Origin of the sequence: Bradyrhizobium sp. STM 3557, from assembly GCF_045571465.1 — a bacterium.
In the GTDB taxonomy this organism is placed as follows: Bacteria; Pseudomonadota; Alphaproteobacteria; order Rhizobiales; family Xanthobacteraceae; genus Bradyrhizobium.
The window spans coordinates 4,464,678-4,488,037 of the sequence record NZ_CP120697.1; the positions used below are offsets into that span (position 1 = coordinate 4,464,678).

At 63.8% G+C, this 23,360-nt stretch carries 22 protein-coding genes; 14 read left to right on the forward strand and 8 right to left on the reverse strand.

All coding sequences use genetic code 11. The features are described 5' to 3' along the window. Positions 1 to 7: 7 nt before the first annotated feature. Positions 8 to 769: an SDR family NAD(P)-dependent oxidoreductase gene (locus tag P6U24_RS20330; protein ID WP_407154293.1), complete on the reverse strand. Its 762-nt coding sequence runs from the start codon at positions 767 to 769 to the stop codon at positions 8 to 10. A gap of 127 nt (positions 770 to 896) precedes the next feature. Here P6U24_RS20330 and P6U24_RS20335 point away from each other — a divergent pair, with 127 nt between their 5' ends. The 3 genes from P6U24_RS20335 to P6U24_RS20345 all read left to right on the forward strand — a co-directional run bounded on the left by P6U24_RS20335 (position 897) and on the right by P6U24_RS20345 (position 4,416). Beyond that, positions 897 to 1,775: a LysR substrate-binding domain-containing protein gene (locus P6U24_RS20335; protein ID WP_407160534.1), complete on the forward strand. Its 879-nt coding sequence runs from the start codon at positions 897 to 899 to the stop codon at positions 1,773 to 1,775. Between the two features lie 74 nt (positions 1,776 to 1,849). Then, positions 1,850 to 2,242: a nuclear transport factor 2 family protein gene (locus P6U24_RS20340; RefSeq protein WP_407154294.1), complete on the forward strand. Its 393-nt coding sequence runs from the start codon at positions 1,850 to 1,852 to the stop codon at positions 2,240 to 2,242. 185 nt (positions 2,243 to 2,427) lie between these two features. Next, positions 2,428 to 4,416 carry a hypothetical protein gene (locus P6U24_RS20345; RefSeq protein WP_407154295.1) on the forward strand — a complete coding sequence of 663 codons (1,989 nt, stop codon included), beginning with the start codon at positions 2,428 to 2,430 and terminating at the stop codon, positions 4,414 to 4,416. A gap of 173 nt (positions 4,417 to 4,589) precedes the next feature. Here P6U24_RS20345 and aspS read toward each other — a convergent pair whose 3' ends face one another. Next, positions 4,590 to 6,362, reverse strand: coding sequence for an aspartate--tRNA ligase (aspS, locus tag P6U24_RS20350; protein WP_407154296.1), 1,773 nt, complete (start codon positions 6,360 to 6,362; stop codon positions 4,590 to 4,592). A 156-nt stretch (positions 6,363 to 6,518) separates the two neighbouring features. On the opposite strand from aspS, the gene P6U24_RS20355 reads away from it, so the two are divergent. The 3 genes from P6U24_RS20355 (at position 6,519) to P6U24_RS20365 (ending at position 10,018) form a co-directional block, all read left to right on the forward strand. Further along, complete coding sequence (locus tag P6U24_RS20355) at positions 6,519 to 7,994, forward strand: protein adenylyltransferase SelO (protein ID WP_407160535.1); 1,476 nt, start codon at positions 6,519 to 6,521, stop codon at positions 7,992 to 7,994. A 389-nt stretch (positions 7,995 to 8,383) separates the two neighbouring features. Next, positions 8,384 to 9,535, forward strand: a complete 1,152-nt coding sequence (gene rnd, locus P6U24_RS20360; RefSeq protein ID WP_407154297.1) for a ribonuclease D — start codon at positions 8,384 to 8,386, stop codon at positions 9,533 to 9,535. Between the two features lie 345 nt (positions 9,536 to 9,880). Beyond that, entirely contained in the window at positions 9,881 to 10,018 is a 138-nt protein-coding gene (locus P6U24_RS20365) for a hypothetical protein (RefSeq protein WP_407154298.1), read from the forward strand. Positions 10,019 to 10,039: 21 nt separating this feature from the next. Here P6U24_RS20365 and P6U24_RS20370 read toward each other — a convergent pair whose 3' ends face one another. Genes P6U24_RS20370 through P6U24_RS20380 form a run of 3 tightly spaced genes read right to left on the reverse strand, consistent with a single transcriptional unit; the run spans position 10,040 to position 11,866 of the window. After that, positions 10,040 to 10,621, reverse strand: a complete 582-nt coding sequence (locus P6U24_RS20370; protein WP_407154299.1) for an isochorismatase family protein — start codon at positions 10,619 to 10,621, stop codon at positions 10,040 to 10,042. Next, a complete protein-coding gene (locus tag P6U24_RS20375) occupies positions 10,618 to 11,241 on the reverse strand; it encodes a GNAT family N-acetyltransferase (protein WP_407154300.1) in 624 nt (207 codons plus the stop codon). The genes P6U24_RS20370 and P6U24_RS20375 overlap by 4 nt, the downstream gene beginning before the upstream one ends. After that, on the reverse strand, positions 11,228 to 11,866 hold the full coding sequence (locus P6U24_RS20380; protein ID WP_407154301.1) for a hypothetical protein: 639 nt from the start codon (positions 11,864 to 11,866) through the stop codon (positions 11,228 to 11,230). Before P6U24_RS20380 ends, P6U24_RS20375 begins: the two co-directional genes overlap by 14 nt. A 53-nt stretch (positions 11,867 to 11,919) precedes the next feature. Between P6U24_RS20380 and P6U24_RS20385 the strand changes: the two genes are divergently transcribed. Then, positions 11,920 to 12,963, forward strand: a complete 1,044-nt coding sequence (locus P6U24_RS20385; protein WP_407154302.1) for a LysR family transcriptional regulator — start codon at positions 11,920 to 11,922, stop codon at positions 12,961 to 12,963. A gap of 479 nt (positions 12,964 to 13,442) precedes the next feature. Beyond that, positions 13,443 to 13,652 carry a cold-shock protein gene (locus P6U24_RS20390; RefSeq protein ID WP_407154303.1) on the forward strand — a complete coding sequence of 70 codons (210 nt, stop codon included), beginning with the start codon at positions 13,443 to 13,445 and terminating at the stop codon, positions 13,650 to 13,652. 206 nt (positions 13,653 to 13,858) lie between these two features. On the opposite strand, the gene purN is transcribed toward P6U24_RS20390, so the two are convergent. Both purN and purM read right to left on the reverse strand, forming a co-directional pair. Next, positions 13,859 to 14,509, reverse strand: coding sequence for a phosphoribosylglycinamide formyltransferase (gene purN / locus P6U24_RS20395; RefSeq protein ID WP_407154304.1), 651 nt, complete (start codon positions 14,507 to 14,509; stop codon positions 13,859 to 13,861). A gap of 12 nt (positions 14,510 to 14,521) precedes the next feature. Further along, positions 14,522 to 15,595 (reverse strand): phosphoribosylformylglycinamidine cyclo-ligase, encoded by a 1,074-nt coding sequence (gene purM / locus P6U24_RS20400; protein ID WP_407154305.1) that lies wholly within the window; start codon positions 15,593 to 15,595, stop codon positions 14,522 to 14,524. A 161-nt stretch (positions 15,596 to 15,756) separates the two neighbouring features. On the opposite strand from purM, the gene P6U24_RS20405 reads away from it, so the two are divergent. From P6U24_RS20405 to P6U24_RS20425, 5 genes are all read left to right on the forward strand, one after another. Next, positions 15,757 to 16,311 carry a CDP-alcohol phosphatidyltransferase family protein gene (locus tag P6U24_RS20405; protein ID WP_407154306.1) on the forward strand — a complete coding sequence of 185 codons (555 nt, stop codon included), beginning with the start codon at positions 15,757 to 15,759 and terminating at the stop codon, positions 16,309 to 16,311. A 48-nt stretch (positions 16,312 to 16,359) separates the two neighbouring features. Next, a complete protein-coding gene (locus tag P6U24_RS20410) occupies positions 16,360 to 17,043 on the forward strand; it encodes a chromosomal replication initiator DnaA (protein WP_407154307.1) in 684 nt (227 codons plus the stop codon). Positions 17,044 to 17,160: 117 nt separating this feature from the next. After that, positions 17,161 to 19,356 (forward strand): RNA degradosome polyphosphate kinase, encoded by a 2,196-nt coding sequence (locus P6U24_RS20415; protein WP_407154308.1) that lies wholly within the window; start codon positions 17,161 to 17,163, stop codon positions 19,354 to 19,356. Positions 19,357 to 19,365: 9 nt separating this feature from the next. Next, complete coding sequence (gene ppx, locus P6U24_RS20420) at positions 19,366 to 20,868, forward strand: exopolyphosphatase (RefSeq protein ID WP_407154309.1); 1,503 nt, start codon at positions 19,366 to 19,368, stop codon at positions 20,866 to 20,868. Between the two features lie 637 nt (positions 20,869 to 21,505). Beyond that, on the forward strand, positions 21,506 to 22,012 hold the full coding sequence (locus tag P6U24_RS20425; protein ID WP_407154310.1) for a GNAT family N-acetyltransferase: 507 nt from the start codon (positions 21,506 to 21,508) through the stop codon (positions 22,010 to 22,012). Positions 22,013 to 22,300: 288 nt separating this feature from the next. Here P6U24_RS20425 and P6U24_RS20430 read toward each other — a convergent pair whose 3' ends face one another. Further along, a complete protein-coding gene (locus P6U24_RS20430) occupies positions 22,301 to 22,519 on the reverse strand; it encodes a hypothetical protein (protein WP_407154311.1) in 219 nt (72 codons plus the stop codon). 357 nt (positions 22,520 to 22,876) lie between these two features. Between P6U24_RS20430 and P6U24_RS20435 the strand changes: the two genes are divergently transcribed. Further along, a complete protein-coding gene (locus tag P6U24_RS20435) occupies positions 22,877 to 23,113 on the forward strand; it encodes a DUF6894 family protein (protein ID WP_407154312.1) in 237 nt (78 codons plus the stop codon). The last annotated feature ends 247 nt before the right edge of the window (positions 23,114 to 23,360 follow it).

Consider the following 23,360-nt stretch of genomic DNA (forward strand, 5'->3'; position numbering starts at 1 on the left):
GTCCCTCTCAGTGAATCAGCATGCCGCCGTTGACATCGATGACTGCGCCGGTCACGTAGGCCGACAGATCCGAGGCGAGAAACGTGTAGATGCCGGCGACGTCGTCCGCCTCGCCGAGACGGCCAAGCGGAATGCCCGCGAGGATCGATTCCTTCATCGCATCGGTCAGCTTGCCCGCGGTGATGTCGGTGCCGATCAGGCCGGGCGTCACGCAATTGACGCGGATGCCGTCGGGACCGAACTCGCGCGCCATCGCCTTGGCCAGCCCGAGCACGCCGGCCTTGGCAGCCGAATAATGCGGACCGCCGAAAATGCCGCCGCCGCGCTGGGCCGATACCGACGACATGCATGCGATCGCCCCGCTCCGGCGCTTGCGCATGTGCGGAATGACCGCCTGCGACAGGAACAGCACCCCTTTCAGATTGACGTCCTGGATGCGCTCCCAATCGGCAGGTGTGATCTCCAGGAATTTCACCGGCTGCGTGATGCCGGCATTGTTGATCAGGATATCGATCCGCTCGAACGCCTCGATCACGGCGGACACAGCCTTGCTGCAGGAGGCCGGATCTGCGACGTCGCAGAAAACGCCAAGATGCGGGCCGCCGTCGGTGGTACCCAGCGTCCCGGCCGCAGCTTCCGCCGCAGCGCCATCAATGTCGAGAATGGCGACGCGAGCGCCTTCGGCCGCAAATCGCCTGGCGGTGGCCAGCCCGATTCCACGCGGCGATGCCGCACCTGAAATCACCGCCGTTTTGCCGCCAAGCAACATCGTCTTCCTCTCTGCTCGCTTGCGCCGCGCTGGCCGACGCCTGTTATCGCAAGGGCTACGGGCTGGGCGCGCTGTCGACAAACGCGCAGTTGTCTTTCATAGGTGAATTTGGTTCACTTATCGGATGTTGCTCTCCAGCATTCCGATCTCGGCGATCCGCGCTTTCGAAGCCGCCGCGCGCACCGGCTCTTTCCGCGACGCGGCCAAGGAGCTCCATCTCACTCCGAGCGCCGTCAGTCACGCGATCCGCAAGCTCGAAAGCAGCATGAGCACGACGCTGTTCGAACGCAGCACACGCTCGGTCCGGCTCACGCCAGCCGGCGAGAATTTGATGCGGCATGCCGGCGTTGCGTTCGACAATCTGAGGCGTGGCATCGAGGAAGTCGCCGGTCGGGGACCGCAATTGCTGCGCGTGCATTCGGCGCCCAGCTTCGCCGCCCAATGGCTGGCACCACGGCTGGCTCAATTTCTCAGTGCCGAACCGAAGCTCGAAGTGCGCCTCGCCGCCAGCACCGACTATGCCCGCTTCAGCAACGACGATTTCGATCTGGATATCGTCTACGGGCAGCCGCGCGTCGGCGGCGTCGACATCGTCCCGCTCGGCGAGGAGACCGTTACGCCGCTATGCGCGCCTGAAATCGCGAGGCGCATCCGCAGGCCGAAGGACCTGTTCAAGGAGGTCCTGATCCGCTCCGACATGAAGCAGGTTCAGTGGCATCACTGGTTCGTGGCGAACGGTCTCGAACCTCCCGCCATCCACGGCATGAGGTTTGACCGTAGCTTCATCGCCATCGCGATGGCCTCGAGCGGCCTCGGCGTAACGCTGGAATCGACGAGGCTTGCCGAACGCGAACTATCAAGCGGCCGGTTGGTCGCGCCGCTCGCCGGTCGCTCGGCCGAACTTCGCTATGTCGGCCACCATCTGGTCTTTCCGCGCGCCAATCGGCAACGCCGGGCGGTGCGCACGTTCGCCGACTGGATCATGGCAGAACTTGCGGAGACCTGATCGCGCCCGGACGATTTTCCGGGCATGATGAGCCATGGCCCGAACAAGGGCCGAAGCATCGGTGGGAGATCGAGATGGACGACCGAACGGTGCAGATGGCGCTGCAGCGCCATTGGGAAGCGTCGGACGCGAGCGATTTCGAGGCGGAGCACGACATCTATCACGAGGATGCTGTGCTGGATTATCCGCAATCGGGCGAGCGGATTCGCGGCAGGCGCAACATCCAGGAGAGCCGCTTCCTCCAACCGAACAAGAAACGCTTTAGCGTCCGGCGCATGATTGGCAGCGGCGATCTCTGGATCACCGAATTCGTGCTGACCTATGACGGCGTCCCGTCATACACCGTCAGCATCATGGAATTCCGCGACGGACTGGTGACCAGGGAAACGCAGTATTTCGCCGATCGCTTCGATCCTGCCCCCTCGCGCGCGCACCTGGTCGAACGAGGCGGCGAAACGCCCCTCTGAGAGGCTGGGTCGCTCGGACGCAGATGCTCTTGTCCGAGACAGCCCTCCCAGGCTTCGGCTCGATGTCCCCAGGACAAACAGAATATGAAGGCCTTTATTAAGGCCTTTGGAGTCCATCCCCTACCCGATCGGTTCCGCCGGGAGTATGACGATGCGGGGATTGAAGCCGGGCAGGAGTTGACTGCATGAAACGGGTTCTAATTGGCGTTCTCGCGCTCGCTGTCGTCGCCATCGCGGGGTTATTCGGCATCAACTGGTATGCGCAGAACCGCGCGGCGCGCGAGGTCGAGACCGCATTCGACCAGATCCGCAGCACCGGCGCCAAGGCCGATCACGGCAAGGTGTCGTTCGATCTGCGGACGCGGACACTCTCGATTGCCGATATCACAGCCGAAATGGCAAGCCAGCCGCCGGTCACGGTGAAGATCGGCAACATCGTCGCCTCAGGCCTCAGCCAGCCGGACGCCGGCCGGCTCGCGGCCGCCAGCATCGAATCCACCGGCATCGAGATTGAAGCGCAGGCGCCTGCCCCGTCGACGTTCCACGTCACCTACAAGGCGCCGAAGGTCGTGTTGAAGGATTATGCCGGCCCGGCCCGCGGCGAGCGGCTGCCCGCCGGTGCCTCGCCGCTCGAGATCTACGGCTTGCTGCTCAAGCAGTTCGCGGCCATCAGCATGTCGTCGATGACCATGCCCAGCATCACCGGCCAGGTCGATTTCGGGTCTGCCGCGCTCGGCCGCGGCGAATTCACCTATGCGAATTTCGTGCTCGACGGCATCAAGGAAGGCAGGATCGCGAGCGAGAAGATCGGTGACGTCTCGTTCACGATGGACGTGCAGCAGCCGGCCCCGAAGGCGCAGAACCAGAAGATGTCCGGCCATCTCGTCGATATCACCTGCTCCGACATCGACACGACCGCAATCGCCGCGGTGCTCGATCCAAAGAGTGCTGATGATGAACGTGTCCATCGCGTGTATCGGCAGGCCTCGATCGGACCGTATGAACTCACCTCCTCGCTCGGCGTTCAGATGCACATGGACGGCATCAGCGTCGACGAGGTCGGAATGCGCCCGTCGAAGCTGCAATTGCCAGCCCTCCTGGCGATGGTGACAGCGCAGGCGGCGCCACCATCGCCCGCCCAGATGCGCGACCTCATGGAGAAGGTTGCCGGTCTCTACGAAGGCCTCAGCATCAGGAATGCCGAGATGCGCGGCCTGTCCATCACCACGCCAGAGGGGCCGCTCAAGCTGGCGAGCATGCGCGCCGACCTGCAGGACGGCAAAGCCAATCTGACCGTCGAGGGGCTGGACGGCAAATCTCCGCAAGGCCCGATCAAGCTCGGACGCTTCGCGCTCAAATCCTTCGATGTCGCAGGCGTGATGCGGATCAGCGGGCAGTTCGCCGATCCGGCGCATCGGCCGCCCGCTGCTCAGGCGCTGGATCTCCTGAAGGCGCTGCAAGGTGCCGAGCTCAGGGATCTGGTGGCGCCCTACAAGACCACCAGCAAGCAGGTCAGGATCGACAATGTCAGCCTGGATTGGGGCCAGTTCGTCGGCCCCATCCCGACGCAGGCGCATGTCGTCGCCAAGCTGAACAGCCCGCTCGACGCATCGAATCCCGCGCTGCTGCCGCTGCTCGCCGCCGGGGTCGACAGCGCCGCCATCGATGCAGATCTCGGCGCCGGCTGGACCGAAAGTGCAGGCACCTTCGCGCTGTCACCGGTCAAGCTCGACATCGGCAACATTCTCAGCGCCTCCGCCAGCGTCTCGCTCGCGCATGTGCCGCGCGACGTCTTCACGGTCGACCCGCAGGCGGCGATGGCGCAAGCGACGCAGATCGAAGCCGGCGGGCTGGAGTTGACCCTACGCGATCTCGGCGGCGTCGACCTCCTGGTCGCGCAATTCGCGCGTATGCAGAGCATCAGCCGCGACGATGCGCGGCAGGCGATCCTTGCCACGATCAAGGCGGGCGGCAACAAGTTCGGCAGCGACAATCCGGATGTTGCCGGCGCAGTCGAGGCGATCTCGCGCTTCATCGAGACGCCGCATCAGACGCTGACGCTGAAGCTGATTCCGCGCGCGAAGGTGCCGGCAATGCAGCTCGTGCAGCTCATCGGCACCGATCCGCCCTCGGCGGCGGCGCAGTTCAAGATCGAGGCCTCGACCGGGTTGTAGTCGCGCGCGGGAATGCACGTTGCTTTGTTCGCCGACGTGGTAATCATCAAAGCGCGCTATCAGTATGCCGTCATTGCGAGCGAAGCGAAGCAATCCGGCGGTGCGAACAAGGAAATCTGGATTGCTTCGTCGCTTGCGCTGCTCGCAATGACAAAAACAGGGATCCTGCCGAACTACTTGTTCGGCAGGTTCGTCCGGATGTGCAGCTCGCGCAGCTGCTTGGGCGTGGCTTCCGACGGCGCGCCCATCAAGAGATCGACGGCCTGCTGGTTCATCGGGAACAGCGAGATCTCGCGCAGGTTCGTGGTGCCACAGAGCAGCATGACGATACGGTCCAGGCCAGCCGCCATGCCGCCATGTGGCGGGGCGCCGTACTGGAAGGCGCGGTACATGCCGCCGAACCGCTCGACCACGTCCTGCTCGCCATAGCCTGCGATCTCGAATGCCTTCACCATTGCTTCCGGCTTGTGGTTGCGGATGCCGCCGGAGGCGATCTCATAGCCGTTGCAGGCGATGTCGTACTGGAACGCCTTGATGGTCAGCGGATCCTGCGTCTGCAGCGCCTCCAGGCCGCCCTGTGGCATCGAGAACGGGTTGTGCGAGAAGTCGACCTTCTTGTCGTCCTCGTTGTACTCGTACATCGGGAAGTCGACGATCCAGGCCAGTTCGAACCGGTCCTTGTCGATCAGGTTCAGCTCCTCGCCGAGCTTGGTGCGGGCGAGGCCTGCGAATTTCCAGAACTTCTCCGGATCGCCGGCGACGAAGAACGCAGCGTCACCCTCCTTGAGGCCAAGCTGCTCGCGGATCGCGGCGGTGCGCTCCGGTCCGATGTTGTTGGCGAGCGGACCCGCGCCCTCGCCGCCCTCGCGCCACATGATGTAGCCGAGGCCCGGCTGGCCCTCGCCCTGCGCCCAGGAGTTCATGCGGTCGCAGAAGGCGCGGCTGCCACCGCCCTTGCCCGGGATCGCCCAGACCTGGTTCTTCGGATCTTCGAGCATGCGCGCGAACACCTTGAAGCCGGAGCCGCGGAAGTGCTCGGAGACATCCTGCATTTCGATTGGGTTGCGCAGATCGGGCTTGTCGGAGCCATACTTGCGCATTGCCTCGGCGAAGGGAATGCGCGGCCAGTTCTTGGTCACCGGCTTGCCTTTGGCAAAATCCTCGAACACGCCCGTGATGACCGGCTCCATCGCCGCGAACACGTCGTCCTGCGTGACGAAGCTCATCTCGACGTCGAGCTGATAGAACTCGCCCGGCAGACGGTCGGCGCGCGGGTCCTCGTCGCGGAAGCACGGCGCGATCTGGAAGTAACGGTCGAACCCCGACATCATCAGCAGCTGCTTGTACTGCTGCGGCGCCTGCGGCAGCGCGTAGAACTTGCCCGGATGGATGCGCGAGGGCACCAGGAAGTCGCGTGCGCCCTCCGGCGAGGACGCGGTCAGGATGGGGGTCTGGAATTCGAAGAAGCCCTGCTCCTTCATGCGCCGGCGCATGGAATCGACGATGGCGCCGCGCGTCATGATGTTCTGGTGCAGCCGCTCGCGACGCAGGTCGAGGAAGCGGTATTTCAGACGGATGTCCTCGGGGTACTCCTGTTCGCCGAACACCGGGAGTGGCAGCTCGGCCGCCGGGCCCAGCACCTCGATGTCGCTGACATAGAGCTCGATCTGTCCGGTCGGCAACTCCGGATTGTCGGTGCCCTCGGGACGGCGACGGACTTTCCCTTCCATCCGCACCACCCATTCCGAACGCAGCTTCTCGGCCAGGCCGAAAGCCGGCGAGTCCGGATCGACCACGCATTGCGTGATGCCGTAATGGTCACGCAGATCGACGAACAGCACGCCGCCATGGTCGCGGATACGATGGCACCAGCCGGACAGGCGAACGGTTTCGCCGATATGGCTGTCGCGGAGCGCGCCGCAGGTATGGGTCCGGTAGCGATGCATGGTGGTCCTGAAACTGCTGTCTGGGCAAGGAATCGGCGCGGCCCTTAAAGGGCGCAGCCGGCGCGCGTGGGTTTAGCCGAGCCGGTCCGCTGCGGCAACCAAATGCGCCCTGCTCAGACCTCGAAAAGCACCCCTCGCGCGCCTATCTTGTCTCTTATGACCGTACATTTCCCCTTCCAGAACTCTTATGCGGCGCTGCCGGACAATTTCTTCGCCCGCGTTGCCCCGACCCCCGTCGCCGCGCCCCGCCTAATCAAGCTGAACCGGCCGCTGGCCGTCGAGCTCGGCCTCGATCCCGACCAGCTGGAGACGCCTGAGGGGGCGGAAATCCTGGCGGGCAAGACGGTTCCAGCCGGCGCCGATCCCATCGCCATGGCCTATGCCGGCCACCAGTTCGGGCAATTCGTGCCGCAGCTCGGCGACGGCAGGGCGATCCTGCTGGGCGAGGTCGTCGATATCAACGGCGTGCGCCGCGATATCCAGCTCAAGGGCTCCGGCCCGACCCCGTTTTCCCGCCGCGGCGACGGCCGCGCGGCGCTCGGGCCGGTCCTGCGCGAATACATCGTCAGCGAGGCGATGCATGCCTTGGGCATCCCGACCACCCGCTCGCTCGCCGCAGTCGTGACCGGCGAGCAGGTGTTCCGCGAGACCGCACTGCCCGGTGCCGTGCTCACGCGGATCGCCACCAGCCACATCCGGGTCGGCACCTTCCAGTATTTCGCCGCCCGGCGCGATATCGAAGCCATCCGGCGGCTCGCCGACCACGTGATCGCGCGTCATTATCCGGAGCTCACCGGCCGCGAGCGTCCCTATCACGCCCTGCTCGAGGCCGTGATCGCCCGCCAGGCCGCGCTGGTCGCGCGCTGGCTGGACATCGGCTTCATCCACGGCGTCATGAACACCGACAATACCTCCGTCTCGGGAGAGACCATCGACTACGGTCCCTGCGCCTTCATGGACGCCTACAACCCCGCCACCGTGTTCTCGTCGATCGACGAGATGGGCCGCTATGCCTTCGCCAACCAGCCGCGGATCGCGCTCTGGAACCTGACCCGGTTCGCCGAATGCCTGCTGCCGCTGTTCTCCGACGACCAGGCCCAGGCCATCAAGGACGCGGAAGGAGCTTTGGACAGTTTCGCCGAAGCGTTCAGCAACGCTTATCAAGCCGGCTTGCGCCGCAAGCTCGGCCTGTTCACCGCGGGTGAGGATGATCCGGCGCTGGCCCAGGCGCTGCTGGAGGCAATGACGTCGGGTCAGGCCGACTTCACGCTCACCTTCCGCCGGCTGGGCGAGGCGGCCGGCGACGGCAACGATGCTCCGGTCCGCACCCTGTTCCAGGATCCCGCGGGCTTCGACGAATGGGTTCCGCGCTGGCGGCAGCGCCTCGCGCTGGAGCCGCAGACGCCCGATCAGCGCCGCTCCGCGATGCACGCGACCAATCCCGCGTACATCCCGCGCAACCACCGGATCGAGGCGGTGATATCGGCTGCGATCCAGAACGACGATTTTGCTCCCTTCGAGGAGCTTATCACGGTGCTGGCGCACCCCTATCGGGATCAGCCGGTCTATGCGGCCTACGCCGAGCCGCCGCAGCCGGAGGAGCGCGTGCTGCAGACCTTCTGCGGCACCTGATGCTGCTGTTAACCCGCCGTCCACCATCGGCGCGGGCCATCGCGACCGGTTAAGAGACGGTCAACATAGCCCCGACAAGTTTCCCGATGTTTCCGGAGAAATGTCGTGGACGCGCTGGTTTTCGAATTCATGGGTCTGGCGATGATCGGCCTCTGCATCATCGCGCTGGCGGTGCCGTGCGGCCGCCGGCCGGCGGGACGCGTCCGTCACCATTGAGGTCAGCCGCACGGCACCGATCGACCGGCAAGCGAGTCGGGCGGATTTTGCGCCCGCATGAGGCACGATCCGGCCCAAATGCAAGGCCTGAATTCGTTCCAGGATCATTGCCAAGACCCTTGACAGACCAGCGCTTTCGGACGACGGCGTAAGTGCTTCGTCATGGATCGTTCATGGACTTGATCACCACCACCGCAGATCTTGCGGCCGCCTGCACCCGTCTTGCCCAGCACCCGGTCATCACCGTCGATACCGAGTTTCTGCGTGAGACCACCTACTATCCCCTGCTCTGCGTCGTGCAGATCGCCAGCCCTGAGGAAGCCGTCGTCATCGACGCGCTGGCTGAGGGCATCGACCTGAAGCCATTCTTCGCGCTGATGGCCGATGAGAAGGTGCTGAAGGTGTTTCACGCCGCGCGCCAGGACATCGAGATCATCTGGCATCGCGCCGGCCTGCTGCCGCATCCGATTTTCGACACCCAGGTCGCGGCCATGGTGCTGGGGTACGGCGACAGCATCGCTTATGACCAGCTCGTCGAGCGCATCACTGGCCATCGCCCGGACAAGACGCACCGCTTCACCGACTGGTCGCGCCGGCCGCTGTCCAAGGAGCAGATCCACTACGCCGTCTCCGACGTCACCCATCTGCGCGACGTGTTCACGGCGCTCGATGCCGACCTGAAACGGCGCAAGCGCAGCGACTGGGTCAGCGAGGAGATGGACGTGCTGACCTCGCCGCGCACCTACGACTTCCATCCCGAGCGGGCCTGGGAGCGGCTGAAAACTCGCGTCCGCAAGCCGAAGGAGCTCGCGGTGCTGATGGAGGTCGCCGCCTGGCGCGAGCAGGAGGCGCAGAGTCGCGACGTGCCGCGCAGCCGGGTCATGAAGGATGACGCCGTCGGCGACATCGCCACCCACGCGCCGACCACGCTGGAGCGGCTCGGCAGCCTGCGCTCGCTGCCGAAGGGTTTCGAGCGCTCGAAATGGGGCGCCGACATCATCGCGGCCGTGCAGCGCGGCCTCGCCCGCGATCTCGCCGCACTGCCCAAGATCGAAAAGCCGCGCAACAATTCCAACGGCGCTGCGATCGTCGAGCTGTTGAAGGTGCTGCTGCGCATGACCTCCGAACGCCACGCGGTGGCGAGCAAGGTGATCGCGACCGTCGATGATCTCGAGCAGATCGCAGCCGACGACAATGCCGATGTCGCCGCATTACACGGCTGGCGCCGCGAATTGTTCGGCGAAGCGGCGCTCGCGCTCAAGCACGGCCGGCTCGCGCTTGCGATCGAGAAAGGCCGCGTGGTCAGGGTCGATCGCGGCGGATAGCGCCGCGCTCCGGGTTAATTCGGTCTATTTCCGATTGTGTCTGCCCTTGATCAATTGTCGCTGGAAGGGCTTATTTGAGATTTTTTGTGTCGTCGGACTTCCCCTCGAGCACCTGCGAAACTTCGACAAGGGCCATTGACAGGATATAGGCGCTGGTAGGTAAGTTGAGCCGACGCGCTTTTGCGATGGCTAACTGAAGGGTACTCGCCAGCTCCTTGAGCTCATCCTCTCGGGTCCCCATGACCAACTCGTTGCGACCTACTCGTTTTGATTGACTCGTTGTGACATACTTGTTTCTGGAGCTTACGCGTGAGCACAGACGATTGCGAAACGCCTGGAGAGAAGTTGCTGCGCCTGCTCAGCGAGAATCACCTCGACCTGAACGTGGTTGAAGGTCTGCGGCTCATCGTCGCCTTCAACCGGATCAGGGATCCATCGGACCGTCGTCTCCTGATCGAACTCGCCGAACGACTGTCGCAATGAGCATGCCATGGCTCCATCCTCTCACACAGCGATCCGCCCGCTGGCCCGGGTCAGGTCCATGCTCTCAAGCACGCCGGCAAAGTTGCCGATCACCTTGGTGACGACGGCCTTGTAGGAGACGACGTCGTCGACCCCCGGCCGCCGGCAGGCCACCGCATCTGCAATCACCTGATAGCGGTGGCTGCGATGAAAGCCGTCGACGATCGTCGACAAGATGGTCTCATCGAGCGAAAAGCCCAGCACAAGGCAGCGGATGCTGCGCATGTTGGACATGTACTCGGCAAAGCGCGCCGAGCTGTAAGCCGAAGGCAACGGATGCTCGAAGGTGAGCTCACCGGGCTGCGGCTTCAGTTCGGCGATCCAGTTGGTCAGGTTCGACGCCGGATTGAACCACGCGGCCTGCGCGATGCGCTTGAGATGGATCACCGGCCACAGATTGTCACGCCAGAGTGTCATCAGTTCGAGACAGCGCGGCATGATCGCGTCGGCATCGGCGATCAGGTGACGGCGTCCCTGCGCCAGATATTCACCTTGCAGGTCGGCGCAAACCAGGATCGGCGGATCCGCATCGAACGCGCCGGAAAGATCTCTGTCCATCGTCATGGACGCGCCGCCGTCATATCGCGCAAGGGAGAGGATGCTGGACGGCCCGCCGACATGTCGAGCACGCCGGGCCGGTCCCAGTCGCCTTCGGGACGGATGATCATGTAGGGATCGCTGTCGAGCGTGATCGCGTCATCGTCCGGCTCGAGCTCGAGCACCATTTCCGTGTAGGAGAAATCTGAGAAAGTCAGCTTTCGATTGTGTCCAAGCGGCTTGGCGCCGAAATGCGCCCAGAAGTCCACCAGCCGGTCCTGGGCCTGGCCGTAGATCCGCTTGAAGCCCTTGCGCCGGACATAGTCGACGCTCGCCTGCACCAGCTTGAACGACAACCGCGACCGCCGGTACTGATGGCGAACCGCAAGCCGCTCGACCTTGGCAAACTCGCCGAAGAAGCGCACACGCAGGCAGCCCGCCGGCTCCTTGCCGACGAAGCCGATGAAATGCGCGGCGACGAGGTCGTTGCCATCGAACTCCTCCTCGATCGGACAATCCTGCTCGGCAAGATAGACCGCCGAGCGGATCGCTGTGACCAGCATCAGGTCGTTCGGATCGCGCGCGATCCGAACGGTGATCGCGCGCGGGTTCGGCTTGGCCGTCGATGCGATGTCAGTACCGTGCATCGGCGATACTCCTTGTTGGATGATAGGACAGTGTCTCGATCCCAGCCCCTGTTTTCGGCTTGCGATTCCATGGCCGCTCGTAGCACCAGAGGTCGGGCTGAAAGCTCGGAATAGGCTGAAATCCAAGGGTGACCATCAGATCGCGCCCGGCAGCTGTTGCCGGATGGGCGTACAGATCAGCAAAGACGAAGCGCGGCCGGCTGAGATGCTCCGACACGTTGCCGAGGCCCGCCATCGCTCTGCCCTGGCCTGCGATCGCCCAGACGTAGATCGCCGAAACCTCCTCGTCCTGCCTGGCCAGGAATTTCATGTCGGGATGCGTCAAGCTCATCTCATCGAGCACAAGCGCATCCAGACCGGCATCGTTCAAATACAAGAACGCGACCGCGCCGAGCAGCTTGCCTCTGCGACGGAACGTCAGGATGCAATTTGGATCAAATTCGAAATATCGACCGAGACTGTCTGCGCCGATCTGAACTCCTGGAACCAATCGATTTGCCATCTCCGCAAGCGGCGACAGCTCGGGCAGCTCCGCGGGCCGCACCTGAATGTCCGCGCTTCTTGGTAGTAAGTCGAAAACGTGCCGCCCTGCGAAAGAGGCTCTTTCAATTAATGTTCCCTGCATCTATCGTCGCTCCGGTCTGCAGAGATGCAGCATAACGGGCGAGGATTTGGGGTATGCAGCAACTATTGCATCGGGGTGCTGCGATCACGCAGCACCGACCAGACGAGATGTTTGATGCTTCCTGGGACGACCTGAAATCGTTCCTGGCCTGCGCGAAGCACAAGAGTTTCCGTAACGCGGCCGAGGCGCTTCGCCTGACCAGCACGACGCTCATGCGGCGCATCGATCGCCTGGAAGAGCGGATCGGCTGCAAGTTGTTCCTGCGCGATCAGAGTGGATTAACCCTGAGCGACGACGGCGCGGCGATGATCAGCGACGTGATGGAGATGGAGCGGCATGCATTCAACATCTTCCGTCGCGCGGCACAGTCGTCCAACGACACCGGGGGCACCGTGCGCGTTGCGGTGACCGAAGGACCCGGCAATTTCTGGATACTTCCCAGATTGATCGATTTTCAGAAAACTTATCGCAAAATCACCGTCGACCTGCGTTGCGCGATGGAGCAGGCCGACGTCGCGAGGTTAGAGGCGGACATCGCCATTCAGCTGGAGCGGCCGACCAATCCCGATCTGATCGTCACCAAACTCGGCCGGCTGCACATCTACGCCTTCGTATCGGAGGAATATCGCAAACTGCATGGCGTGCCGGCTTGCCTCTCCGAGGTCAGCAGTCACAGGATCATCAGGCAGCATGCGCCGCAGGTCGATGATTCCGCATACGCGCGCGTGCTCGGGCTTCCCTCGCTCGAGGGCATCTGCGGCATCAAGACCAATTCGAGCATCGGGGTGCTGTACGCTGTCGAGCGCGGCGCCGGAATAGGATTCCTGCCGACGTCCTCGATCGCTCTCGGGGCGCCACTGGTTGCGGTCGATCTCGGCGTGAACCACCATGCCGATCTATGGCTCACCTACCATAAGGAGTTCAGGAACTCCGACCGGCATAAGATTGTCATCGATTGGCTGAAGAAGATCTTCGACCCGAAGACCTATCCGTGCTTCCGGGACGAGTTCATTCATCCCAAGGATCTGGTCGAACTGATGAGGAATACGAGAAGTAGTTTCGGCATGACAGGATATGCGGCTGCAGGCCTTGTTTGATTGAGACCGTCATTTTTCGTTAGCAACTATTATCAGAGCAACTCGGGGCCGGACGCTCCCAGTTGGATTGCGGCGAGGCGCCGAGGTTCCCGGGACGGGTGGCGTCGCCGCCCCTGCCAATTCCGGGATCCTGACAGCCGCGACGAGACCGGCACGCAGCGATGCTGATCCAGCGGGGGCCAAAAACGCTCGATGACCCGTCGGCCTGGGCTAGCTAATTGTCCGCGGTTCCCTCTGCCGTCCGGATAGGCGGCGCCGGTGGTGCCGGCAGAGAACACCGCGCCCCGTTGCTCATCAGCGCCTCAATCTTGCCATCCGGCGCATTTCGTGTTGCAATCTGAGGTACAATCGGATCTGGCCGTGCGACTGTGCGTTTCGTGATTGCGGAAAGTGAGCAGACTTCGGGAAGCCCGTTTGTGGCGTGGCCCACGCGAGTAGCGCGTGGCCGCGTCTTTTTTCGTCTAGACGAGGAGACAACGATGCCGACCTACAAAGGCAGCGTGAAATGGTTCAACCCGACCAAGGGATATGGGTTCATCAAACCGGCCGGCGGCGATAAGGACGTCTTTGTCCACATCTCCGCGGTCGAACGCGCAGGGCTGACCACGCTCAACGAAAACCAGGCCGTGGAGTACGACCTCGTGGAGAGCCGCGGCAAGACATCCGCGGAAAACCTCAAGGTCTCTTGAGCGGCCGGCGGCGATAGCCGAACGCGGCGGTGCCGCGCTCGGAAAACGACAACAGCACGATCTGCAAACCCACAGCGTTTGGTGGATCACCAAGACTTCGTCACGGCCTGCCCTTCGCAGCCATGATCCACCCCCGGCGTCCCCGGGGGATTTTGTTTGTTGAACTGACGAGTTCTGCATTTGACGCGTCTTCTTCAGACGCCGTCCTAAGCCAGCGGCGAGATCAGAAAATTGCCGACGCCCGCACCGGCCTCACTGCGGCAGAGATCGCCGTCGAGCCTGACCCGGCCGGTCGCGAGCAGCCGCAGCGCTTCCGGATAGATCCGATGCTCGACCTCCAGGATGCGCTCGGACAGCGTGTCCGGCGTGTCGTGATCGCTGACCGCGACCGCGCCCTGCATCACGATCGGCCCCGCATCGGTCTCGGGGATCACGAAATGCACCGTGGCGCCGGAGATCTTCACGCCGGCGCGCAACGCCTGGCCGTGCGGATCGAGGCCCGGAAACGACGGCAGCAGCGAGGGATGGATGTTGAGCATCCGCCCGTACCAGCGCCGGACGAAATCGGCCGTGAATAGCCGCATGAAGCCGGCGAGGCAGATCAGCTCGATGCCGCGCTCGTCCAGCGCCGCCTGCAGCACGGCCTCGAAGCCTGCACGATCCCTGCCGAAAGGCTTGCTTTCGATCACCAGCGTCGGAATGCCGCTCTGCCCGGCCCGCTCCAAGCCGGCCGCATCCGCGCGGTTGGAGATCACCACGGCAATTTCGGCCGGGAAATCGCTTGCCGCCGCAGCGCGGATCAGCGCAGCCATGTTGGACCCGCGCCCGGAGATCAGGATGGCGACGCGCCGCTTCATGAGATCACCTGATCACAGCGAGAGGTCGAGATGACCGTTATAGATGACGCGCTGCTCGCCAGATGCTGGGACGACTTCACCGAGCAGCGTGACGGTCTCGCCATTTGCCTTGAGCACCTCGGTGACATCAGCGACCGCCTCTGCCTTCACGATCGCGATCATGCCGATGCCGCAGTTGAAGGTGCGCAAGAGCTCCAGTTCGGCAATGCCACCCTGCTCCGCCAGCCATTTGAAGACCGGCAGTACGGGCACACGCGATAGCTCGATATTGACGCCAAGATGCTTCGGCAGCACACGAGGAATGTTGTCTGTGAAGCCGCCGCCCGTGATGTGCGCGAGCCCCTTGACCGCGCCGGTCTCGCGGATCGCGCGCAGGCACGACTTCACATAGAGCCGGGTCGGGGCGAGCAACGCGCCGCCCAGCGTCATGACGGGCGCGAACGGCGCCGGCGCAGCGAAGCCCAAGCCCGACTGCTCCACGATCTTGCGGACCAAGGAGAAACCATTGGAATGAACACCTGATGACGCCAGCCCAAGCACTGCATCGCCGGCCGCGATGTCGCCGGTCGGCAGCAGCGTGCCGCGTTCGGCCGCGCCGACCGCAAAGCCGCCCAGGTCGTAATCGCCGTCCTTGTACAGGCCCGGCATCTCCGCGGTCTCACCGCCGATCAGCGCACAGCCGGATTCACGGCAGCCCTCGGCGATGCTGGCCACGACAGACGCCGTCGTTTCCGGATGGAGCTTGCCGCAGGCAAAGTAGTCCAGGAAGAACAGCGGCTCGGCGCCCTGCACCACGAGGTCGTTGACGGACATCGCCACGAGGTCGATGCCGATGCCGCTGTGCAGCCCGGTCTCGATCGCGATCTTGACCTTGGTGCCGACGCCGTCGGTGGCCGCCACCAGGATCGGGTCCCTGAAGCCGGCGGCCTTGAGGTCGAAAAGACCGCCGAAGCCGCCGATCTCGGCATCGGCGCCGGCGCGCGCGGTGGCGCGCACCATCGGCTTGATCAGATCGACCAGGCGGTTGCCGGCGTCGATATCGACACCGGAATCGGCATAAGTGAGCCCGTTCTTGCGTTCGGCCATGGTAAAAACCCTTAATGTCGCCCGCTGGTTACGTCGGAACGCGCTGATGTGCAATGGCTCGCAAGCGGAGCCTCCCTATACTATGTAGATAACGGCTGGTTCGCCCTTGCCTTCGAAACGGGGTTGTTTTTGGCTTAAAGCCGGTAGTCAGGACGCGGCGCGTGAGCATCCCACATAGTATTCCGAACCTGATCACGCTCGGCCGTATCCTTCTGGTTCCAGTCGTCGTCTGGGCGATTGCCTCCAACCAGATGGAGATTGCGTTCGCGGTGTTCGTCGTGGCCGGCGTCAGCGACGCCGTTGATGGCTTTCTCGCCAAGCGCTTCAATCTCCGGTCCGAGCTCGGCGCGCTTCTCGATCCCCTGGCGGATAAGGCGCTGCTGGTGTCGATCTTCGTCACGCTGGGTATCTGGGGGGCCCTGCCGCGCTGGATCGTCATCCTGGTGGTGTCGCGCGACATCATGATCGTCGGCGCGGTGATCGTCTCCTGGCTGTTCGACAAGCCGGTCGAGATGAAGCCGTCGATGGTCTCGAAGCTGAACACGGTGTCGCAGGTCGGGTTCGCGGCGCTGGTGCTGGCCTCGCTCGGCTTCGGCTTCGATCCCGCGCCCTACGACCTGATCCTGATGGGCCTGGTCACCATCTTTACGCTCGTCTCGGTGGCGCTCTATCTCGTCGAATGGGTGCACCACATGAACACGATCGAGCCGCGATGAGCGATACGATCGCGGCCCGCGAGCGATTCGAGATGGAGAAAGCCTGACGTGGCTGGCCACATTCCCCCCCGCCAACTGGCGTTCGCGCTGCCGCATGCCGAGAGCCTGACGCGGGACAATTTCCTCGAGGGCCCGGCCAATGCGGCCGGCCTCGCGCTGGTCGACGCCTGGCCGGAATGGCCTGCAAGAACCATGTTCCTGGTCGGGCCGGATGGCTCGGGCAAGAGCCATCTCGCCGCCATCTGGGCCGAGCAGGCCGGCGCGCGCTCTGTCGCTGCGCATGCCTTGTGCGCCATCAATGTCCCGGCAGAGCTCGCCACCGGCGCGCTCGTGCTCGAGGATTTGAGGTCTGGCGCCATCGATGAGCGCGCCCTGTTTCACCTCCTGAACATGGCGCGGGAGGATGGTGCCTACATCCTGATCACCGGGCGCGAGGCACCGGCCTCGCTGCTGATCGCCCTGAACGATCTGCGCTCGCGTCTGCGCGCAATTCCCGTGATCGAGCTGCTGCCGCCGGACGACCAGCTCTTCCGCGCCCTGATCGTCAAGCTCTGCGCCGACCGCCAGCTTTCGGTCGACGAGGCCGTGGTCAGCTACGTTGCCACCCGGATCGAGCGATCCTACGCCGCAGCAAGGGAGGCGGTTGCCCTGCTGGATGGTGAGTCGCTCCGGCTCGGGCGGCCGGTCACCCGGGCGCTGGCGGCGGAGCTGTTGCGCCAAGCCGAGCCCTGAAGACCTTGACGGCAGGGGCGCAGGGAACATCATTGTCGCGGCAACGTCATCCAACCATCGCATAGGATTACGCAAGGCGCACCGCATCTCGTGCGCATTCAGATGGATCGATTTCTGATGGAATCCGTACAAGCCGCTGAAATCAAAGAGAAAGAGGCACCTCAGGCCGCCCCGTTGGCGATTGCCGCGAAGCCCGACCGATTCATCAATCGCGAGCTGTCCTGGCTGCATTTCAATCGCCGCGTCCTGGAAGAATCGGTCAATCCGCGGCATCCGGCGCTGGAGCGCGTCCGATTCTTGTCGATTTCGGCCAACAATCTCGATGAATTTTTCATGGTCCGCGTTGCCGGTATCCGGGCACAAGTCCGTGAAGGCATCGCCGAGCGCAGCCCCGACGGGCTGACCCCGCTCGAGCAGCTCAAGCTGATCAACGAGACCGTCTCCCAGCTCGCGATCGACCAGCAGGCGATCTGGCGCGACCTCCGGACCTATCTGGCCGAACTCGGCATCGTGCTGGTCGACGGTCAGGACGTCACCAAAAGCGAGCGCGCCTGGATCGAGGATCACTTCCTCGCCAACATCTTCCCGCTGCTGACGCCGCTCGCGATCGACCCGGCGCACCCCTTCCCGTTCATTCCGAGCCTCGGCTTCACCGTCGCGCTGCAGCTCACGCGCATCGCGGACGGCAAGCCGATGAATGCGCTGATCCGTATGCCCGGCAAGCTCGACCGTTTCATCCGCTTCCCGGCCACCAAGGACGGCACGGTGCGGCTGATCACGCTGGAGCAGGCCACCGGCCTGTTCATCGCCCGCCTGTTCCCCGGCTACACGGTGAAGGGCCAAGGCGCGTTCCGCATTATCCGCGACTCCGAGATCGAGATCGAGGAAGAGGCCGAGGACCTGGTCCGCACATTCGAGACCGCACTGAAACGGCGGCGCCGCGGCTCGGTGATCCGGCTCGAGATCGAATCCAACATGCCGGAGGAGCTCTGCGCCTTCGTGCAGGAGGCGCTGTCGACCACCGACGATGAGGTGTTCCTGGTCGATGGCGTGCTGGCGATGAACGAGCTGTCGCAGCTGACGCGGCTCGACCGCCCCGACCTGGAATTCCTGCCCTACGTACCGCGCCATCCCGAGCGCGTGCGCGATCATGGCGGCGACATCTTCGCGGCCATCCGGCAGAAGGATTTGATCGTCCATCACCCTTACGAATCCTTCGACGTCGTGGTGCAATTTCTGCAGCAGGCGGCGCGCGATCCTGACGTGGTGGCGATCAAGCAGACGCTGTACCGCACCTCCAACAACTCGCCGATCGTGCGCACGCTGGCGGAAGCCGCCGAGGCCGGCAAATCGGTCACCGCGCTGATCGAGCTGAAGGCCCGTTTCGACGAGGAGGCCAACATCCGCTGGGCGCGCGACCTCGAGCGCGCCGGCGTGCAGGTGGTCTACGGCTTCCTGCAGCTGAAAACTCACGCCAAGCTGTCGATGGTGGTCCGGCGCGAGGGCAGCGGTCTCACCACCTATGTCCACACCGGCACCGGCAACTATCATCCGGTTACCGCGCGCATCTACACCGATCTCTCCTACTTTACCTCCGATCCCGCGATCGGGCGTGATGTCACCCGTGTCTTCAACTACATCACCGGCTATGCCGAGCCGCGCGACATCGAGAAGATGGCGGTGTCGCCGCTCACCTTGCGCAAGCGCATCATCGAGCACATCAAGGGCGAGACCAACTTTCTCCGCCACGGCAAGCCTGGCGCGATCTGGATGAAGATGAACTCGCTGGTCGATCCCGACATCATCGACGCGCTGTACGAGGCCTCGCAGGCCGGCGTCTCGATCGATCTCGTGGTCCGCGGCATCTGCTGCCTGCGGCCGGGAGTGCCGGGGCTCTCGGACAATATCCGCGTCAAATCCGTCATCGGCCGCTTCCTCGAGCATGGCCGGATCTATTGCTTCGGCATGGGCCAAGGCCTGCCGAGCGCCAAGGCGGCGGTGTATATCTCCTCCGCCGACATGATGCCGCGCAATCTCGACCGCCGCGTCGAGGTGCTCTGTCCGCTGCAGAACCCGACCGTGCATCAGCAGGTGCTGGAGCAGATCATGGTCGCCAACCTGAAGGACACCGAGCAGAGCTGGCAGCTGTTGCCGGATGGTTCGTCGACGCGTATGAAGGCCGCGAAGGGCGAGGAGCCGTTCAACCTGCACAACTACTTCATGACCAATCCGAGTCTGTCCGGCCGTGGAAAATCGCTCAAGGAATCCTCGCCGCGCCGGCTCACGCGCCGAACCGAACGCAGCTCGTCCTAAGGGGATGCTGTGGTAAACCGGCTCAACCGACGCACCACCAGCGTCGGCGTCATCGACATCGGCTCGAATTCGGTTCGTCTTGTCGTCTATCAGGCGATGGAGCGCAGCCTCATCACGACCTTCAACGAAAAGGCGCTGTGCGGCCTCGGGCGCGAGGTGCAGACCACCGGGCTGCTCGCGACTGATGCCGTCGACAAGGCGCTGACCGCGCTTAGGCGCTTTCGCGCGCTGTGCAAGGTGCAGAGGGTCGGCCGGGTCTATGCGATCGCGACCGCCGCCTGCCGTGACGCTTCCAACGGAGCGGAATTCATCGCCAAGGCCGAGAAGATCTGCGGCTGCACGATCCAGATCCTCACTGGCCCGGAAGAGGCGCGCTACTCCGCGCTCGGCGTCATCTCCGGCATCCACAAGCCGGACGGCATCGTCGGCGATCTCGGCGGCGGCTCGCTCGAATTGATCGACATTCGCGGGCACCAGGTGCGCAGCGGCGTGACCTTGCCGCTCGGCAGCCTGGCGCTGCAGGACCTCGCCGAGAAGTCGCTGAAGAAGGCCGAGCGGATCGCGCGCGACGCGCTGTCGAACCTGCCGCAACTGGAAGCGGGCCGCGGCCGTACCTTCTATGCGGTCGGCGGCACCTGGCGCGCGCTGGCGCGCATTCACATCATCCAGAGCGAATATCCGCTTGGGGTGATGCACGGCTACGCCATTCCGGCGGCGGAGGCGCTCGATTTCGTTCGCCGGCTGCGGCGGCTCGTGGTCACCGACACGCTGGCCGACATCGAGAGCGTGGCCGAGGCGCGTCGCCCCCTGCTCGCCTACGCGGCCTTGGTGCTCGAATATGTCATCCGCACCGCGAGGCCGAAGACCATCGTGTTCTCGACCTATGGCGTGCGCGAGGGCCTGCTCTATTCCAAGCTCCCGGACGCTGAGCGCGCCAAGGACGGCCTGCTCTGCGCCGCGCAGACGCTGAACGAGCTGCTGTCGCGCTCGGCCCGCCATGCGCGCGAACTGATCGACTGGACGGATCGGCTGGTGCGGGTGGTGCATCTGCACGAGACCGACGACGACCGCCGGCTGCGCCATGCCGCCTGCCTGCTGTCCGACATCGGCTGGCGGATGCATCCCGACCATCGTGGCGAATTGACCTACGACGTGATCCTGAACGGCAATTTCGGCGCCATCAGCCACCAGGGCCGCATCTTCGTCGCACTGGCGGTGTTCTTCCGCTACGCCGGCTTTCGCGACGAGAACGAGCCGCCGGAGCTGACGCATACGCTGCGCACGGCAATGATCGAGCGTGCGCGCATTCTCGGCGCAGCCTTTCGCGTTGCGCATCTGGTATCCGCCGCGCAGCCGGGCGTGCTGCCCGCGACGCATTTCCGCACCCAGGACCGCAAGCTGATGCTGGTGTTCGAGCATCGCATGCTCGATCTCGTCGCCGACCGCGTCGGCAGTCGCTTCAAGCAGCTCGCGCGGCTGGTCGGCCGCTCCGGATCGATCGTGCGGAGCTGAGACCGCACCAGCCCACTGCTCCCGAACATGCATTATCGTTCTCGCGGCATGAATTGCCCGAGGCGTTTGCATCGAAGCCCTCGTGGAAAACAGAGAGCGCAGGGAATGCCGGGTGAAGGCCTCACCCATGGCCCGCCTGCAGAAAGATAAGCAGGCGGCAGTCACCACAGGATCAGCCAGATCATCCGGCATTCCCTGCACGACGGTTTACGGACTTATACGTGCTCTCCCCAGGGACCGGCTTTCTTGCCCCTGTCGTCCGCGAGCTCGTCGCACCGCAGACTTAGCGCCAGCACCGGGGCGCCAGGACCACACGATTTCGTCGTCCGCCCCATGCCGTTCGTCGATGTGCAAAACACATTGCGTGCAAGACACATTGCGACACGGCGCGTCCATCGCATCCCCGCCCAACGTTTCGTGACGATCGCGAAGCGCCCCTCTGATCGGGCCCGCACGCGCGGAAATGTGAACCTGATTTGCCCGGCGGCGCAAGTGCTATTTTCTGAAAATCGGTACGACGGGCGAATAGCAAAAATGGACCCTGGACGACACACGTGAGCGGGAGACACCGTCCGCCTTGCGCAAGCAGCTCGTTGCTCCCAAATCGGCTGCATGATCCCATACCGTTGGGGGTGAGATGTCCGGTTTCGTCGTGAGGGATGCCCGAATTGACGAGGTCGATGAACTGACCTCGCTTTGTATTCGCGCCACCGAGGATGAAGGATACGACGCCGGCTTCATCGCGCGGGCGTTGCCCGCTCTGGCCGCCGACGTTCGCTTGATCAATGGCAAATGCGTGCTCGTTGTCGAGGACGCTCAGAGCGAAGTCGTTGGCGTGGTCGCCGTCAGGCCTTCCGGCTATGCCGGACTCATCCTGCTCGAACGGTTGTTTGTCGACCCATCATCGAAGCGCAAAGGTGTCGGCCGAACCTTGTTCGAAGCAGCCATCGAGCGCGCGACGAAAATGGCCGGATGCGCGCTGCTGATCTATGCGAATCCGACCGTCGCCGGCTTCTACGAGCGGCAGGGCGGCATCCGGATCGGCGAGGCGTCGTTCGTGTTTTCGCCGGAGGTCTCACTGCCGATCTTCATTCGGCCCTTCCAGCCGGCATGTTCGACGCCGATCACAGCTGGCGCGCGCTGACCCGCATCCATATCATCGAGAGCGAATGTCTCATCGAGAGTGAATACCTCTCGGCGTGCTGTCCGGGCTCCCCATTTTCGACGCCCAGGAGCGCAAGCTTGGCCAATCGTCATTTCGGGGCAAATGCGACAGCATCGAACCTTAGGTGCGCAATTGCGCACGGAGAATCTCGGCATTGTTCGGAATGAACGCAAGCCAATCTCGAGATACCCCGATGCGCAATGGCGCACCCGAGGGTTCAAGGCCCGCGGCCTTGCCCCCGAATGACGGCGTTGTGGCGCAATGAGGTTATGACGCCTCTCGGACATCCTCGATCAGGCCGCGCTGGCCGGCGGCGGTCAGTTCGTCGAGCGTGGTCTTGCCGCGACGCGCGCATCGGATGATGTGCTCTGCGATGCGCTTGCGCACTGCATGGCTTTCGCCGTGTTTGGCCGTTTCGCAGACGCGGTCCAGCGCGACCTGCATCTTGGCGAGCGTGCGCCGGTCGAACGCCCTATTGATCAACATCGTTTTGCCTCCCTGGTTTTGAGAGGAACATCAGCAGGGCACGAAATACCCGTCACTCACATATGATAGCCAAAGGTTCAGCACGAGCACGTGATTTTTTTGAGTTTTCGCAACCGCACCCAACATCTGCCTTTCTATGACCGGCATCGAACATATCGGGTGCAAGAGCGGTCCCCTCACGCCGGCTATCGGTAATAATACCGCTGTGCCTGCGATGGGCTTGCATCGAGGGTGGCAGCGCTCGGGAACCAACCGCCCCGCGCGGAGTCCTCCCCTGTTACCCTCGAGGCGTCGGCCGCGCGCCTTCAATGGCGGCTGGCATGAAGCCGCGAGGGACTGGCGGAGCTTGGGTTCACCATGCCGCATTATCATTTCGATCTGATCAGCGCCGACAATATAACCGACGTCAGCGACGCGGTTCTCAACAGCGACGATCTCGCTGGGAAGGTCGGCGTCGAGCTCGCGCATCAGGTGCGCGAGGGCCGTCCTGAATTGATCGGCCAAGGCTACGAGATCCTGGTCAGGAATGATGCTGGTGACGAGATCGCGCGGGTCTCGATCGACCGACTTCCGAGCGATGGAGACGATCAGTAGCGCCTCGCGGCCTTCCCTGCGTAACAGCAAAACCTCATCACATCGCGCGCGGAAGATGGTGAACGGGCTCGTGCCGGGCCGTCCGACGGCCGCGCTGCGGGGGCAGCATGTCGGCTCGACTCATCCGCACGGGCGCGAAGGCCGAGTGAAACGCACGGCGCCACTCTTTGCGGCGTAGCCAGTGATTGAAGGCCATTTTAGGTAGCTTCAAACTCAGTCGTCATGCCCCGCGCAGGCGGCGGCATCC